General features: G+C 68.0%; 17 protein-coding genes. 16 read left to right on the top strand and 1 reads right to left on the bottom strand.

Features of this window, described 5'->3' with window-relative positions; genetic code table 11:
- Nucleotides 1-78 precede the first annotated feature (78 nt).
- The 15 genes from fliF to AC3DET_RS10715 all read left to right on the top strand — a co-directional run bounded on the left by fliF (nucleotide 79) and on the right by AC3DET_RS10715 (nucleotide 12,167).
- Nucleotides 79-1,752 carry a flagellar basal-body MS-ring/collar protein FliF gene (gene fliF / locus AC3DET_RS10785; RefSeq protein WP_488391578.1) on the top strand — a complete coding sequence of 558 codons (1,674 nt, stop codon included), beginning with the start codon at nucleotides 79-81 and terminating at the stop codon, nucleotides 1,750-1,752.
- Nucleotides 1,745-2,755 (top strand): flagellar motor switch protein FliG, encoded by a 1,011-nt coding sequence (gene fliG, locus AC3DET_RS10780; RefSeq protein ID WP_446539605.1) that lies wholly within the window; start codon nucleotides 1,745-1,747, stop codon nucleotides 2,753-2,755. The genes fliF and fliG overlap by 8 nt, the downstream gene beginning before the upstream one ends.
- Nucleotides 2,752-3,369 (top strand): FliH/SctL family protein, encoded by a 618-nt coding sequence (locus tag AC3DET_RS10775; RefSeq protein WP_446539606.1) that lies wholly within the window; start codon nucleotides 2,752-2,754, stop codon nucleotides 3,367-3,369. The genes fliG and AC3DET_RS10775 overlap by 4 nt, the downstream gene beginning before the upstream one ends.
- Nucleotides 3,366-4,763, top strand: coding sequence for a flagellar protein export ATPase FliI (gene fliI / locus AC3DET_RS10770; RefSeq protein WP_192202644.1), 1,398 nt, complete (start codon nucleotides 3,366-3,368; stop codon nucleotides 4,761-4,763). The genes AC3DET_RS10775 and fliI overlap by 4 nt, the downstream gene beginning before the upstream one ends.
- 18 nt (nucleotides 4,764-4,781) lie before the next feature.
- Nucleotides 4,782-5,234 (top strand): flagellar export protein FliJ, encoded by a 453-nt coding sequence (fliJ, locus tag AC3DET_RS10765; protein ID WP_298119955.1) that lies wholly within the window; start codon nucleotides 4,782-4,784, stop codon nucleotides 5,232-5,234.
- Entirely contained in the window at nucleotides 5,234-6,496 is a 1,263-nt protein-coding gene (locus AC3DET_RS10760) for a flagellar hook-length control protein FliK (RefSeq protein ID WP_446539607.1), read from the top strand. Before fliJ ends, AC3DET_RS10760 begins: the two co-directional genes overlap by 1 nt.
- A 205-nt stretch (nucleotides 6,497-6,701) precedes the next feature.
- A complete protein-coding gene (locus AC3DET_RS10755) occupies nucleotides 6,702-7,259 on the top strand; it encodes a flagellar basal body-associated FliL family protein (RefSeq protein ID WP_192202792.1) in 558 nt (185 codons plus the stop codon).
- A 15-nt stretch (nucleotides 7,260-7,274) separates the two neighbouring features.
- Nucleotides 7,275-8,318: a flagellar motor switch protein FliM gene (gene fliM / locus AC3DET_RS10750; protein ID WP_488391577.1), complete on the top strand. Its 1,044-nt coding sequence runs from the start codon at nucleotides 7,275-7,277 to the stop codon at nucleotides 8,316-8,318.
- Nucleotides 8,315-8,659 (top strand): flagellar motor switch protein FliN, encoded by a 345-nt coding sequence (gene fliN, locus AC3DET_RS10745; RefSeq protein ID WP_192202648.1) that lies wholly within the window; start codon nucleotides 8,315-8,317, stop codon nucleotides 8,657-8,659. Before fliM ends, fliN begins: the two co-directional genes overlap by 4 nt.
- Nucleotides 8,660-8,663: 4 nt before the next feature.
- A complete protein-coding gene (fliO, locus tag AC3DET_RS10740) occupies nucleotides 8,664-9,062 on the top strand; it encodes a flagellar biosynthetic protein FliO (RefSeq protein WP_488391576.1) in 399 nt (132 codons plus the stop codon).
- 1 nt (nucleotide 9,063) lies between these two features.
- Nucleotides 9,064-9,882: a flagellar type III secretion system pore protein FliP gene (gene fliP / locus AC3DET_RS10735; RefSeq protein ID WP_446539609.1), complete on the top strand. Its 819-nt coding sequence runs from the start codon at nucleotides 9,064-9,066 to the stop codon at nucleotides 9,880-9,882.
- Between the two features lie 10 nt (nucleotides 9,883-9,892).
- Nucleotides 9,893-10,162 (top strand): flagellar biosynthetic protein FliQ, encoded by a 270-nt coding sequence (locus AC3DET_RS10730; protein WP_192202651.1) that lies wholly within the window; start codon nucleotides 9,893-9,895, stop codon nucleotides 10,160-10,162.
- Nucleotides 10,163-10,180: 18 nt separating this feature from the next.
- The gene (gene fliR / locus AC3DET_RS10725) at nucleotides 10,181-10,972 is read left to right on the top strand and encodes a flagellar biosynthetic protein FliR (protein ID WP_192202652.1); all 792 of its coding nucleotides are present in this window, start codon (nucleotides 10,181-10,183) and stop codon (nucleotides 10,970-10,972) included.
- A 212-nt stretch (nucleotides 10,973-11,184) separates the two neighbouring features.
- Nucleotides 11,185-11,775: a TetR family transcriptional regulator gene (locus AC3DET_RS10720; RefSeq protein ID WP_192202653.1), complete on the top strand. Its 591-nt coding sequence runs from the start codon at nucleotides 11,185-11,187 to the stop codon at nucleotides 11,773-11,775.
- A gap of 119 nt (nucleotides 11,776-11,894) precedes the next feature.
- A complete protein-coding gene (locus AC3DET_RS10715; RefSeq protein WP_192202654.1) occupies nucleotides 11,895-12,167 on the top strand; it encodes a hypothetical protein in 273 nt (90 codons plus the stop codon).
- A gap of 82 nt (nucleotides 12,168-12,249) precedes the next feature.
- Here the strand turns inward: AC3DET_RS10715 and AC3DET_RS10710 are convergent, their stop codons facing one another.
- Entirely contained in the window at nucleotides 12,250-12,879 is a 630-nt protein-coding gene (locus AC3DET_RS10710) for a hypothetical protein (protein ID WP_337732104.1), read from the bottom strand.
- Nucleotides 12,880-13,149: 270 nt separating this feature from the next.
- Here AC3DET_RS10710 and AC3DET_RS10705 point away from each other — a divergent pair, with 270 nt between their 5' ends.
- Nucleotides 13,150-14,133 (top strand): GGDEF domain-containing protein, encoded by a 984-nt coding sequence (locus AC3DET_RS10705; protein ID WP_337732105.1) that lies wholly within the window; start codon nucleotides 13,150-13,152, stop codon nucleotides 14,131-14,133.
- Nucleotides 14,134-14,317 lie beyond the last annotated feature (184 nt).

Genomic DNA, 14,317 nt, shown 5'->3' with positions numbered 1-14,317 from the left:
TTGTAAAGACTGCCGCCGCAATGCCCGACCGCTGACCGCCCCACTCCACCGAGCCGACCGCGCAGGAACCGCACCACCATGGCCCTGACCCTTTCCAAGGAAGCCCTGAAGGAATCGCTGACCGCCGACAAGGCAGGCGCGGCGCTGACCAGGATCCAGGACGCGCGCGTGTTCAAGCAGATGGGTACGCTGCTGCTGATCGCCGGTGCTGTCGCCGTGGGCATGATGGTGTTCTTCTGGTCGCAGAAACCCGCCTACACACCGCTGTATACCGGCCTGGACGCAAAGGCCACCGCCGAAGCCACCGACATGCTGCGCGCGGCGCAGATCCCGTTCCAGCTGGACCAGGGCACCGGCGCCATCTCCGTGCCGGAAGAAAACCTGCACGACGCCCGCCTGAAGCTGGCCGGCGCCGGCCTGGCCGAAAGCGGTCGCCTCGGCTTCGAGATGATGGAGCGCGATCCCGGCTTCGGCGTCAGCCAGTTCGTCGAGAACGCACGCTACCAGCACGCACTGGAAACCGAACTGGTCCGCACCATCACCACCCTGCGCCCGGTCCGCGACGCTCGCGTGCATCTCGCCATTCCCAAGCCCAGCGCCTTCACCCGCCAGCGCCAAGTGGCCAGCGCGTCGGTGGTGCTGGACCTGCGCTCGGGCGCCCTGCTGGAACGCAACCAGGTGGATGCCATCGTGCACCTGGTGTCGTCGTCCATCCCCGACCTCGCCCCCGAACGCGTCACCGTGGTCGACCAGAGCGGCCGCATGCTCACCATCAGCGACCCGAACAGCGAGGCCGCGCTCAACGCCGCCCAGTTCGAACGCGTGCGCAAGCTGGAGACCTCGTTCAACGACCGCATCCGCGAACTGCTGGAGCCGCTCACCGGCGCCGGCCGCGTCAACGCCGAAGTCGCGGTGGACATGGACTTCTCGGTCACCGAGGAGGCGCGCGAGACCTTCGCCAATGATCCGGCCAAGATCCGCAGCGAGCAGGTCAGCCAGAACTCCGTCGCCGGCACCGGCCCGGAGGGCGTGCCCGGCGCCACCAGCAACACGCCGCCCGGCCCCAACGCGGCCGCCGCACCCAATCCTGCCGCGCCGGTCGAGACCAGCAGCAGCGCCACCCGCAACTTCGAAATGGACCGCACGCTGCAGCACACGCGCCAGCCGGCCGGCCGGGTGCGCCGCGTCACCGCCGCCGTGCTGGTCGACCACGTGCCGCGTACCGGCGAGAACGGCAAGGTGGTGATGACCGCACTGGACGCCGCCACGCTGACCCGCATCGAAGCGCTGGTGAAGGAAGCCGTGGGCTTCGACGCGGCGCGCGGCGATTCGGTGTCGGTGATGAACGCACCGTTCGTGCGCGAAACCGAGGCACCGCAGGACGTGCCGTTCTGGGAAAGCCCGTGGCTGCACAACCCCATGCTGCGCGACATCGCCCGCTACGGCCTGGGCGCGCTGGTGGTGATCGCGCTGCTGTTCGGCGTGCTGCGTCCGGCCATGCGCCAGATCATCCACCCCGCCGCCCGGCGGAAGGTGGAGGACGAGGACGACGGCATCGACGTCACCGTGATGGACGATGACGACATGCAGGCCGGCGCCGTGGCCACGCTGTCGCACGACGCGCTGCCCCCGATGCGCGCCCTGCCCTCCGACGCCTACGAAGACCGCCTGCGCCAGGCGCGCGAGGCGGTGAAGACCGATTCCAAGCAGGTGGCGCAGGTAGTGAAGGACTGGGTGGCCAGCGATGAATAACGTACAGGAACCGGCACTCAACGGCGTGCAGCGCGCAGCCGTGCTGCTGCTCTCCCTCGGCGAGGAAGATGCCGCCGAAGTGCTCAAGCACATGAACGCCAAGGAGGTGCAGAAGCTCGGCATCGCCATGGCCACCATCTCCGGCGTCAGCCGCGAGCAGGTGATGCAGGTCATGGCCACGTTCGGCGAATCGCTGGACAAGCAGACCTCGCTGGGCATGGGCGCCGACGACTACGTGCGCAAGGTGCTGGTGCAGGCACTCGGCGAAGACAAGGCCGGCAGCCTGATCGACCGCATCCTGCTGGGCCGCAACACCACCGGCCTGGACACGCTGAAGTGGATGGACCCGCGCGCGATCTCCGACCTGGTGCGCAACGAACACCCGCAGATCATCGCCATCGTGCTGGCCCACCTGGACAGCGACCAGGCCGCCGACACCCTCAAGCTGCTGCCCGAGCGTACCCGCACCGACGTGCTGCTGCGCATCGCCACGCTGGACGGCATCCCGCCGAACGCACTGAACGAATTGAACGAGATCATGGAGCGCCAGTTCGCCGGCAACCAGAACCTCAAGGCCTCCAGCATCGGTGGCGTGAAGGTCGCGGCGAACATCCTCAACTTCATGGACTCCGGCCAGGACCAGGCCATCCTCGGCAACATCACCCAGGTCGACGCCGAGCTAGGCGCACGCATCCAGGACCTGATGTTCGTGTTCGACAACCTGGCCGAGCTGGGCGATCGCGAACTGCAGGCGCTGCTGCGCGAAGTCCCGAACGACCGCCTGGGCCTGGCGCTGCGCGGCGCCGACGCCAAGGTGAAGGAAAAGATCACCCGCAACATGTCCCAGCGCGCCGCGCAGATCCTGGTCGAAGACATGGAAGCCCGCGGCCCGGTGCGCCTGTCCGATGTGGAAGGCGCGCAGAAGGAAATCCTCGCCATCGTGCGCCGCCTGGCTGACCAGGGCGTGATCTCGCTGATGGCCGGTGCCGAGGAAATGGTATGAGCACGCCGTCGCCGCTGCGCTGGATGCCCGCGCCGCTCGATGTCGTCGTCGCGGCACCCGCCCCCGAGCAGGAAGCCCCGCCGCTGGTACCGCCGACGATCGAAGAGATCCAGGCCATCCAGGATGCCGCGTACCGCGAAGGGCTCGAACGCGGGCTGGCCGAAGGCCATGCCGAAGGCTTCGCGACCGGCCAGACCGAAGTCCGCCGGTTGGCCGCACAGATGGAAGGCATCCTCGACAACTTCTCGCGCCCGCTGGACCGGCTCGAGAACGAAGTCGTCGCTGCGCTGTCCGAACTCTCCGTCCGCATTGCCGGCGCCCTGGTGGGCCGCGCCTACCAGACCGACCCGGTCCTGCTGCAGGAATTGGCCACCAGCGCACTGGATGCCGTCGGCGGCGCGCAGCGCGAAGTGGAACTGCGGCTGCATCCCGACGACATCGCGGCCCTGACCCCGGTACTGGCGATGGCTCCGGGTACCCGACTGACGGCGGACACCTCGCTCAGCCGCGGCGACCTGCGCGTGCATGCCGAAAGCGTACGCATCGACGGGACGCTGGAGGCCCGCCTGCGCGGCGCGCTGGAAACCGTGCTCAACCGGAGCACACGCGCATGAGCGCCCAACCGCTGGAATGGCTGACCGCCCGCGACCTGCGCCTGTCCGCGCGCCTGTCGCAGATCAATCCCGAGCTCGGTGGCCGCGGCCTGATCCGCGAAGGCATCCTGCGCCGTGCCGTCGGCCTCACCCTGGAAGCCATCGGCTGCGAAGCGCCGATGGGCGCCACCTGCAAGGTCGAAGTGGTCGACGGCGGCTGGGTGGATGCCGAAGTCGTCGGCTTCTCGGGCGAACGCACCTACCTGATGCCCAGCGCCGAACTGCACGGCCTGCTGCCGAACGCACGCGTGGTGCCCTCGCGGCGGCGCGGCGGCGTCGAGGTGGGCGAAGGGCTGCTGGGGCGCGTGATCGACAGCGATGGCGTTCCGCTGGACGGCCGTGGCCCGATCCGTGCCGAAGGCAGCGTCAGCCTCGCAGGCATGGCGATCAACCCGCTGTCGCGCGAACCGATCACCCAACCCCTCGATGTCGGCGTGCGCGCGATCAACGCGCTGCTGCCCATCGGCCGTGGCCAGCGCGTGGGCCTGTTCGCCGGTTCCGGCGTGGGCAAATCCACACTGTTGGGGATGATGACCCGCTATACCGCCGCCGACGTGATCGTCGTCGGCCTGATCGGCGAACGTGGCCGCGAAGTGCGCGACTTCGTCGAAAGCACGCTCGGCCCGGTGGGCCTGGCACGTGCGGTGGTGGTGGCCAGTCCCGCCGACCGGCCGCCGCTGGCCCGCCTGCAAGGTGCGTATCGTGCCACCGCCATCGCCGAGTGGTTCCGCGACCAGGGCCTCAACGTATTGCTGCTGATGGACTCGCTGACCCGCTTCGCGCAGGCCCAGCGCGAGATCGGCCTGTCGGTCGGCGAGCCCCCCACCACGCGCGGTTATCCGCCGTCGGTGTTCGCGCGACTGCCCGCCTTGGTGGAACGTGCCGGCAATGGTGCGAAGGGGCGTGGTTCCATCACCGCGTTCTATACCGTGCTGACCGAAGGCGACGATCCGCAGGATCCGATCGCCGATGCCGCGCGCGCCATCCTCGACGGCCACATCCTGCTCTCGCGCCGCGTGGCCGACAGCGGCCTGTATCCGGCCATCGATGTGGAATCCTCGGTCAGCCGCGTGGTCACCGAGATCGCCGACGAAACCTGGCGCGACCGCATCCGCAAGCTCAAGCGCCTGCTGTCGGCCTACACCAGCAACCGCGACCTGATCGCCATCGGCGCCTACCAGCGCGGCAACGATCCCACCGTGGATGAAGCGCTGGAACGCTGGCCCGAGATCGTCGAATTCCTGGGCCAGGACGTGGCGCACGCCGCCGACCTGCCCAGCAGCCGTGCCGCCCTCGAATCGCTGGTCCAACGCAACGTCGCTGCCGGTGCCCCCGCACCCCGCAGCCCGCAGTAACGCCAAGGAATCCCCGCCATGATGCAGTCCCGCCGAATCGATCCCCTGCTGCGCCGCGCGCAGGAACACGAGGATTCCGTTGCCCGCGACCTGGCCGAACGCCAGAACACGCTGGCGCAGCACGAGTCGCGCCTGGAGGAACTGCGGCAGTACGCCGAGGACTACGCCAACAGCCAGATGGCCGCCACCAGTCCGGCGCAGCTGGCCAATCGCCGTGCCTTCCTGGAACGCATCGACCAGGCGCTGGCGCAGCAGCTGCAGAACGTCGACCGCAGCCGCAGCAGCGTGGACATCGAGCGCGACCGCCTGCTGCTGGCCAGCCGCGACAAGCAGGTGCTCGAACAGCTCGCCGCCAGCTACCGCGCCCAGGAGCGACAGGTGGTGGAACGGCGCGACCAGCGCGAGATGGATGACCTCGGCGCGCGCCGTGCGCGACTGGCCGCCACCGCACAGGAAAGCGAGGAAGCCTGATGCCATCCCCGATGGCGTCGCTGCCTCCCGCGGGCAAGACCGTGTTCCCCGCTGCCGCAGGCGGTGTCGCACAGGCACGGGAAAGCACACCGGACCCGTCGAAGCCCAGCTTCGACGAGATGGTGCGTCACCCGGCGACGCGTGACGAAGCCCCGGCCCGAAAGCCCGCGCCCCGGCGCGACGAGGGGCAGGAGACCACCGCCCTGCAACAACCGCACGCCGCCAACCGCCACCCCGACGACGCGGCGCGCACGACGGACGATCAGGACATCAAGGAGGCTGGCGTTGCGACGCTGGTGCTGCCGGAGGTTCCGCTACCGGCGGCTGCCATCCCGCAGGCTGATCCCCGCATCACCGTGCCGACCGATCCCCTGGGCAATCCGCTGTTGGGCAATCCACTGCTCGGCGACGTGATCCCTGCAGAAGCCGTCTCTTCCCCCGACGCCGTGTTGGCCGGCGGTCGCGCCACGACGCCGGCTTCTCCGGCGGGCGCCTTGGCTGCCCCGGTCGCCGCAGACACCGGCAACGCGGTTCCGCCCGACCTCCAGAACGCTGCCTCCCCCAACGCAACCGACGCACCTGCGACGGCGTCGCCGACGGCCACCGCCGCGATGGGCCATGTGGCCCGGGCGCCGCTGCAGAACCTGCTCTCCTTCACCGCCCACCTTGCCACCGGCCAGGCCGCCGCCGCGATACCGGACGTGATCAACCTCGGCCGCGACTTCATCGATGCCCTGCGCAGCGACGACGCGGAAACCCCCACGTCGCCCACCGGCACGCTCCTCGCCGGCGTCGGCGCGTCGAACGCCCCGCTCGGCCTCTCGCGCACGGAGACCGTCAATGCGATGGAAGCACCGAGCGCCGACCTGCATGGCGGCCATTTCGACGAGGACGTCGCCGATGCGGTGCGCTGGATGGCCGACCAGAAGATCGGCCACGCGCACATCAAGGTGACCCCGAACGACCTCGGCACCGTGGAGATCCGCCTGCGACTGGACGGCGACCGCGTGCATGCCGACTTCACCAGCGCCCAGGCGGACGTCAGGCAGGCGCTGGAAAACAGCCTGCCCAAGCTGCGCGACATGCTGGGCCAGCATGGCTTCCAGCTCGCCCACGCCGATGTCGGCCAGCAGCATGCCCCGCCGTCGCACGGCGGCACGGCGCAGCACGGTGAAAGCGCCGCAGACACCAGCGACGCCGCAGCCGAGACACCGCGTACCGTCCGCATGACGGCGCGGGGACTGGTGGACGCGTACGCCTGACGGATCGCTGTTCCTGTAGAGCGACGTGAGTCGCGACCGCGGAAATCCGGCGCCATGGGTGCCTGATCATGCGCGCATCCCTGCCTGAACGCGGTTACCGGACCCACGTGACGTGCGGTCGCGACTCACGTCGCTCCTACAGAAGGTACCCCCGTCAAAACCCCGTCGGGCCCTCCTGCCCACCACGGCACGCCGCTTGCATCACCTGGGCAGACCCCTCAGGAGATCCACCGCCGTGGCAGCTGCCGACAAGACCGCAAGCAAATCCAAGGCCGACAAGGCCGACAAGCCCAAGGGCGGCAAGTCGCTGCTGACGATCGGGCTGGTGGCGCTGGTTGCGGCCGGTGCCGCCGGCGGTGGCGCGTGGTACTTCGCCAGCCATGCCGGCAAGGAAGTGAAGGCCGACGCACCCAAGGCCAAGAGCCCGGGCGAAGTACCCGCGCCGGCCCAGTACTTCGCGCTGGAGCCGCCGTTCGTCGTCAATCTCGTCGGCGAAACGGGCGGCGCACGCTACCTGCAGGTCGAAGTGCAGCTGATGACGCGCGATCCCGAAGCGCTCAAGGCCATCGAACTGCATGCCCCCGCCATCCGCGCGCGCCTGCTGATGCTGTTCGCACAGCAGGACGCCGCCGGCCTGATGAGCCGCGAAGGCAAGGAACGCCTGCAGAACACCGCACTCAATGAAGTGAAAGCGCTGCTGGTCGCCGAAACCGGCAAGCCCTCCGCCGACGCCCTGTTGTTCACCAGCTTCGTGATGCAGTGACGGAACCGCGACGCCATGATGACCAGTGACCTGCTGTCGCAAGACGAGATCGACGCCCTGCTCAATGGCGTGGATACCGGCGCGATCGAGACCGAGGAACCGCCGGTCGATCCCACCATCGCGCGCACCTACGACTTCGCCAGCCAGGACCGCATCGTGCGCGGCCGGCTGCCGACGCTGGAGATGATCAACGAGCGCTTCGTGCGCACCTGGCGCATCGGCCTGTTCAACCTGCTGCGGCGATCGGCCGAACTCTCGGTGCGTGGCATCGAGACGATCAAGTTCGGCGATTACCTGCACTCGCTGTACGTGCCCACCAACCTCAACCTGGTCAAGTTCAAACCGCTGCGCGGCGTGGGCCTGATCGTGTTCGAACCCAAGCTGGTGTTCACCATGGTGGACAACTTCTTCGGCGGCGACGGCCGCTACCCGGCCAAGATCGAGGGGCGCGAGTTCACCGCCACCGAGATGCGGGTGATCCAGCTGCTGCTGAAGCAGACCTTCACCGACCTGATCGACGCCTGGGCGCCGGTGATGCCGGTGGACTTCGAGTACATCACCAGCGAGGTCAATCCGCACTTCGCCAACATCGTCAGCCCGCGCGAATACGTGGTGGTCAGCCGCTTCCACGTGGAGCTCGACGGCGGCGGCGGCGACCTGCACGTGACCCTGCCGTATTCAATGCTGGAACCGATCCGCGAGCTGCTCGATGCGGGCATCCAGTCCGACCGCGTGCACGACGACGACAGCTTCCGCGTCACCCTGCACGAACAGTTGCGTGGCGCCGAAGTCACCGTCTCCAGCGTACTGGCGGAGAAGCGCATCAACCTGCGCCAGCTGACCCGGCTGAAGGTGGGCGACATCCTGCCCATCGACCTGCCCAAGTCGGTGCCGGTGTGCGTCGAACAGGTGCCGGTATTCACCGGCGAGTTCGGCATCTCCAACGGCAATAACGCGGTGAAGATCACCGCCAAGCATCCTCCCGGCAGCCACCACAAGCACGCGGCGCCGCCCCGCCATGCCCTGACACCCGTCGCCTTCCAGGACGCCACTCCATGATTCCCGAGAACGAAGACACCCTCGCCGCCTTCGGCGACACCCGCCCGGATGCCTCCGTGCAGGACAACGACAACGACAGCGACATGAGCCTGGACGTGATCCTGGACGTGCCGGTCACGCTGTCGCTGGAAGTGGGCCGCACGCGCATGCCGATCCGCAACCTGCTGCAGCTCAATCAGGGCTCGGTGGTGGAACTGGAACGCGGCGCCGGTGAACCGCTGGACGTATTCGTCAACGGCACGCTGATCGCGCACGGCGAAGTCGTGGTGGTGAACGACCGTTTCGGCGTGCGCCTGACCGACGTGGTCAGCCCCAGCGAACGCATCCGCCGCCTGCGCTGAGTCGATGTCCATGCACGCCTTCGCCCTGCTCGCCACCGCCGCGGCACCCGCACAGAAGATCGGCCAGCACGCGCCGTCCACGCCCGGCATCGGCGGCGCGCTGGTCGGCCTGATCCTGGTGCTTGGCCTGATCCTGGGCATGGCCTGGCTGCTCAAGCGCATGCCGGGCGCCGGCCTGGGCATCCGGCCCAGCGACCAGCTCCACGTGGTCTCGATGCTGTCGGTGGGTACCAAGGAGCGCGTGATGGTGATCGAGGTGGGCAAGCAGCAGCTGCTGGTCGGCGTGACCGCCGGCGGCATCACGGCATTGCACACGCTGCCCGAACCCCTGGTCGTCGCGCCCGCGCCGACGATGCCGAATTTCGCCGAGCTGCTGGCCAAGCGCCTGCGCAGAGAGAGCTGAGATGCGCCGTTTCGTTCTTTCCCTGATCTGCCTGCTGTGGCTGTGCGCGCCTGTCCTGGCGCTGGCGCAGACGGCCCCCGCCACCACACCGGCACAGAACCCCGCGCCCGCGGCGACGCCTGCCGCGCCGACCGCACCGACCCTGCCTGCCCTGCCCAAGGTCAACGTGGGCCAGATCGGCGACAACACCGTCAGCCTGCCGTTGCAGACGCTGCTGCTGATGACGGCGATCACGCTGATTCCGTCCGCGCTGCTGGCGATGACCGCGTTCACCCGCATCATCATCGTGCTCGGCCTGCTGCGGCAGGCGCTGGGCACCGGACAGACGCCGTCCAACCAGGTGCTGGTGGGCCTGGCGCTGTTCCTGACCATGCTGGTGATGATGCCGGTAGGCGAAAAGGCGTGGGCACAGGGCATGGCGCCGTACCTCAACGGCCAGATCGATTTCTCCACTGCGTGGACGATGACCACCGGCCCGCTGCGCGACTTCATGCTGGCGCAGGTGCGCGAAACCGACCTGATGACCTTCGCCGGTCTTGCCGGCCACGGCAGCTATGCCAGCCCGGCGGACGTGCCGTTCCCGATCGTGGTGGCCTCGTTCATCACCAGCGAACTGAAGACCGCGTTCGAGATCGGTTTCCTGATCTTCATTCCCTTCGTGATCATCGACCTGGTGGTCGCCAGCGTGCTGATGTCGATGGGCATGATGATGCTGTCGCCGATGCTGGTGTCCGCGCCGTTCAAGATCCTGCTGTTCGTGCTGGTGGACGGCTGGGTACTGATCGTCGGCTCGCTGGCCGCCAGCTTCAACGGCGTCTGAGGAACACGCGATGAGTCCCGAACTTGCCCTTACCGAACTGCGTGACGGCCTGGAGATCGCCCTGTGGGTCGGTGGCCCGCTGTTGCTCGTGGTGCTGATCGTCGGCGTGGTGGTCGGCGTGATCCAGGCGGCGACACAACTCAATGAGCCCACCATCGCCTTCGTCGCCAAGGCGATCGCGCTGACTGCGGCGCTGTTCGCCACCGGCAGCTACCTGCTCGGCGTGCTGGTCGAATACACGACCAACCTGTTCCAGCGGTTGCCCCACCTGATCGGCTGACGACGCGGACGCGACGCGATGGATCCCGCGACCCAGATGGTCATCGACGGCCAGCAGGCCTTCGGCATGGTCAACGCCATCCTGTGGACGATGCTGCGCACTGGCGCACTGCTGATGGCGGCACCGTTGATCGGCACGCGCGCCGTGTCGGTGCGGGTGCGGGTCATCATCGCCGGCGCACTGGCGATGGCGCTGGCACCACTGCTTCCGGGCACGCCGGACCGGATCGCCTTCGACGCCAGCACCGTGCTGAACGTGGCGCGCGAGTTGGCCGTCGGCGCGAGCATGGGCTTCATGCTGCGACTGGCGTTCGAGGCCGGGGCGATGGCGGGCGAACTGATTTCGCAGGGCACGGGCCTGGCCTTCGCCCAGATGTCCGATCCGTTGCGCGGGGTGAACTCCGGTGTCGTCGGGCAATGGTTCTATCTGGCGTTCGGCCTGCTGTTCTTCACCGCCAACGGCCATCTGGCGCTGGTGTCGCTGCTCGTGGACAGTTATCGCTCGCTGCCGATCGGCACCGCGTTGCCGGATGTGCAGCAGATGCTCGAAGTCGCGCCGATGCTGTTCAGCCACATCCTGCGTGCGGCGGTCGGGCTGGCGCTGCCGGTGATGGTCGCGATGCTTGCGGTGAACCTGGCGTTCGGCGTGCTGGGCCGCGCCGCGCCGGCCCTCAATCCCATCCAGTTGGGCCTGCCGACGGCGCTGTTGCTGGGATTGTTCCTGCTGGCGCTGCTGGCAGGCGAGCTGGGGCCGCCGGTACAGCGCATCTTCGATCTCACATTTGATGCAGCGCGGCAAATCAGCGCTTAACGAAACTGCGGTTATCCTCTGACGGGCCACGCGGCGCCTGCCATTCAGGCCCCTGCGTGCGGGTTTCACATGATGTATGCGCCTCCTGTTCCACTAACTGCATGAATTTGTGCAGAATGGGCCAGAGGGAGGCGCCACATACGCCAGCGCACGGAATGGACCCAGGTCCAGGCCGACGCAGGAGAGCTTCCCCCGCGAACCGGAGAATGCCTGTGAGTCCAAGCCCTACCCACAAGCGCCGTACCAGCCAGGAGACCCGGGAAGCCGTGCTCATCGCTGCGCGCAGGCTGTTTTTCACCAAGGGGTTCGACCAGACCACCCTGATGGACCTGGGCGAAGAAACCGGACTCAGTGCCCGCGGCGTGATCCTGCACTTCGAGACGAAGGCGGACATCATCGCCACCCTGCTGATCCGCGACTACACCGCGCGCAAGGCGCCGATGGTGGAACGCCCGCAGGGTTCGACGCATGCCCAGCGCATCCTCGATTTCTATTTCTGGACGGCGCGCGAGGACGCCGCCAACTTCATCGCGTTCCCCGCGCTTTGGAGCGTGTCGGCGCGCTGGTCGCCGAGCGTCGAGGCGGAAATGAACACCGCGCTGCGCCGCATGCGCGAGCCGGTGCGCCAGGAACTCAGCCGCGGCATGGCCGCAGGCGAATTCCGCGGCGTGGACATCCAGCACGCGGACGAGATGATCTGGCAGAGCTACCAGCACGGCCTGCGTGCCGTCTCGGTCAATGGCGGCACCCCGGCCATGGCCGTGCCACAGGTATTCAAGACGCTGGAAGCGCTGACGGCCTGAGCCGCGGCGCGCCTAGGCGCCGTATATCGGAAGCCCGCCCGACATGTCCGGCCACGGGCCATCCCGGGGTGGTTCCAGGTGTCATGCTGCTCGCGCCCGCTCCTGCGCAAGGAACCGCCATGCGCGCCACCTCCTGCGCCCTGCTCGCTTTCTACCTGCTGTGCTGCGTTGGCGCGCTGGGACTGATCCATGTCTCCGAGCATCAACTGCTGGGGCTGCAGCCCGACCCCCTCGCGCACGCATTCGCCTGGTTGCTGGCCTTGCCATGGTCACTGTTGACCCTGCTGCCCATCGCGGGCAGCCCGACGGTGGCCTACGCGTTGACCATCGCCGGCATGCTGCTGAATCTGGCGCTGGGGGTGGTGTGGGTGGTGCGCTGGAAAGCCGGGTGATGCCCGCACGCGCAGGGACAGACGCGACAACGGCCGCGTCGGCGGCCGTTGTCGTGGGTGGGATGGGGCAACGCCGGTGCGATTACTTGTCGCGGCCGTTGCCCTTGTTGCCTTGAGCCTTCCCGCTGTTGCCCTTGCCTGGATGGTCGGCGTGGGCGGGCTTGCCGCCCTGGCTCGCCTGCGCCGGCTTCCGGCCGCCTGCACCCTTGCCCTGGCCGGGACCATGCTTGGACCAGTCCACGCTGGTGCGCTGGTCGATGCGGATGGGATAACCCCAGCGGTCATAGGTGCCCACCGCCCCGTTCTTCAAGGCATGGAAGGCCGGCGAACCGGGCTTGATGCCCATCTGCTTGGCGAGGTTGCCCCAACCCTGGCCCGGATTGCGTTCGTAACGTTGCACGACATCCAGGCAGGGAATGCCGAGCGCACGCGCGATGGCGCAGGCGAAGTACACATCGGCGGGGGCCCACCCGCGACGGTCGAGCAGATCCAGGACCAGCGAGCGCGGCGCGCCGTAGTGCCCGGTCATCTCGGAAACGAACGGGTCCCGGTACCGGCGCCCGTAGTCGTTGATCTCTCCCAGGCGGGTGTCGACCCATACATCGCCGGTGCGGATGTTGTAGCCCACGGTCTGCGCATGGACAGGTTCGGCGCCCGCCCAGGCGGAAGCGCATACCGCAAAGATCACGGCCCAGCGTGCGAATGCTCTCATGCCACTTCTCCTGTTTCGGGAGGCCGGAGTGTTGATGCTCCGCACTGAATGCGCAATGACGTACCGAACACCGTGCCATGCGGAATCCGGCACACGCTGCCGAGCGCTCGCGCACGCCGATGCCAACGCCCAAGCGTGACTCTCATCACGCCCGCCCACGGGCAACCGCATACACTGCGCGGTGGTCCATCTCCGCCGACTTGCCTGCGATCGCGTGAACGTTTGAACGACGAAGAAGCATCCCGCCCCCGGGCGCATCCGGCCCTTGCCATGAAGCCGACCCGCCGCGACTTCCGCCTCGACATCATCGTCCTGCTGGGTTCGATCACGGGCGTCACCATCACCGTCTTCGGCATCTATCGCTGGCTCAGCGGACAGCATGCCCTCGCCTGGCTCGACTTCGCGATCGTCGCCTGCGTCATGCTGCCCGTGCTGTATGCGTGGCGAACCGGCGACAGCACCCGGGCCGGCGCAGCGCTGTGCGTGTTGAACTCGGCAGGCACCCTGGCGGCGTGCCTGCTGGCGGGACACACCGCACTGACATGGATCTACCTGGTGCTGCTGACCAACTTCTTCATCGCGAACCGCTGGCTGGCGGCCTCCGCCAACCTCGTCATCCTGGTCGGCGTGCAATTGCTGCCCGACTTCTTCCACGACGGGTTCCACGCCACGTCCGTGGCGGTCAGCGTGCTGCTGATCACCGGTTTCTCGTACATCTTCGCCAAGCGCACGCAGGGAGACCGGGCGCGGCTGGAGAAGCTGGCCGCGATCGATGCCCTGACCGGCGTCCCCAACCGGCGCAGCATGGAGCGCGCGCTTGCGGATGCGGTGGACACGTTCCAGCGGACCGGACACAACTACGGGCTGGTCGTGCTCGACCTGGACCGTTTCAAGGACGTCAACGACCAGTACGGACATGCCGCCGGGGATGCCGCCATCGCCGACCTCGCCTCGATCCTGCGCTTCGAGATGCGCCGCAACGACCACGTGTTCCGCTTCGGCGGCGAAGAGTTCGTCGCCCTGCTGGACCTCGACAACAGCCAGGACCTGGAAGCCGCCACGGAGCGCCTGCGCAAGGCCGTGCGCAGCGCCCTGCGCGGCCCCGGCGGGCGCATCACCATCTCGCTCGGCGCAGCGCTGCTGCGCGAGCAGGAAAAGACCTGGCACGACTGGTTTTCGCGCGCCGACGCCGCGCTCTACCGCGCGAAGTCGGCCGGACGCGACAGCTACGTGATCGCCGACGACCTGTTCTAGGCGTGCGTTGAATCGCGTGGCCAATGGGCTGCATCGCACTCATCACCGCCCCGGTTCTTTTGCCGTCGTCCCAGCGAAAGCTGGGACCCATCTGCTCTTGCCCCGAAAGCCCCGCCACTCACAGGCAATGGATTCCAGCCTTCGCTGGAATGACGGGATCGGGATCAGCCCGCCGAGATCGATC

This window comes from Pseudoxanthomonas sp. 97-1-1 (assembly GCF_057773125.1).
The sequence above is the reverse complement of the archived record's forward strand: the minus strand, read 5'-3'. Positions and strand labels throughout refer to the sequence as shown.

Bases quoted from the DNA above. Each gene is read 5' to 3' on its own strand.
- AC3DET_RS10775 (WP_446539606.1), top strand. From the start codon at position 2,752: ATGAGCACGCCGTCGCCGCTGCGCTGGATGCCCGCGCCGCTCGATGTC.
- AC3DET_RS10715 (WP_192202654.1), top strand. From the start codon at position 11,895: ATGCGCGCCACCTCCTGCGCCCTGCTCGCTTTCTACCTGCTGTGCTGC.
- fliM (WP_488391577.1), top strand. From the start codon at position 7,275: ATGATGACCAGTGACCTGCTGTCGCAAGACGAGATCGACGCCCTGCTC.
- fliG (WP_446539605.1), top strand. From the start codon at position 1,745: ATGAATAACGTACAGGAACCGGCACTCAACGGCGTGCAGCGCGCAGCC.
- AC3DET_RS10730 (WP_192202651.1), top strand. From the start codon at position 9,893: ATGAGTCCCGAACTTGCCCTTACCGAACTGCGTGACGGCCTGGAGATC.
- fliI (WP_192202644.1), top strand. From the start codon at position 3,366: ATGAGCGCCCAACCGCTGGAATGGCTGACCGCCCGCGACCTGCGCCTG.
- AC3DET_RS10710 (WP_337732104.1), bottom strand. From the start codon at position 12,879: ATGAGAGCATTCGCACGCTGGGCCGTGATCTTTGCGGTATGCGCTTCC.
- fliN (WP_192202648.1), top strand. From the start codon at position 8,315: ATGATTCCCGAGAACGAAGACACCCTCGCCGCCTTCGGCGACACCCGC.
- fliP (WP_446539609.1), top strand. From the start codon at position 9,064: ATGCGCCGTTTCGTTCTTTCCCTGATCTGCCTGCTGTGGCTGTGCGCG.
- fliF (WP_488391578.1), top strand. From the start codon at position 79: ATGGCCCTGACCCTTTCCAAGGAAGCCCTGAAGGAATCGCTGACCGCC.
- AC3DET_RS10705 (WP_337732105.1), top strand. From the start codon at position 13,150: ATGAAGCCGACCCGCCGCGACTTCCGCCTCGACATCATCGTCCTGCTG.
- AC3DET_RS10760 (WP_446539607.1), top strand. From the start codon at position 5,234: ATGCCATCCCCGATGGCGTCGCTGCCTCCCGCGGGCAAGACCGTGTTC.
- fliR (WP_192202652.1), top strand. From the start codon at position 10,181: ATGGATCCCGCGACCCAGATGGTCATCGACGGCCAGCAGGCCTTCGGC.
- fliO (WP_488391576.1), top strand. From the start codon at position 8,664: ATGTCCATGCACGCCTTCGCCCTGCTCGCCACCGCCGCGGCACCCGCA.
- fliJ (WP_298119955.1), top strand. From the start codon at position 4,782: ATGATGCAGTCCCGCCGAATCGATCCCCTGCTGCGCCGCGCGCAGGAA.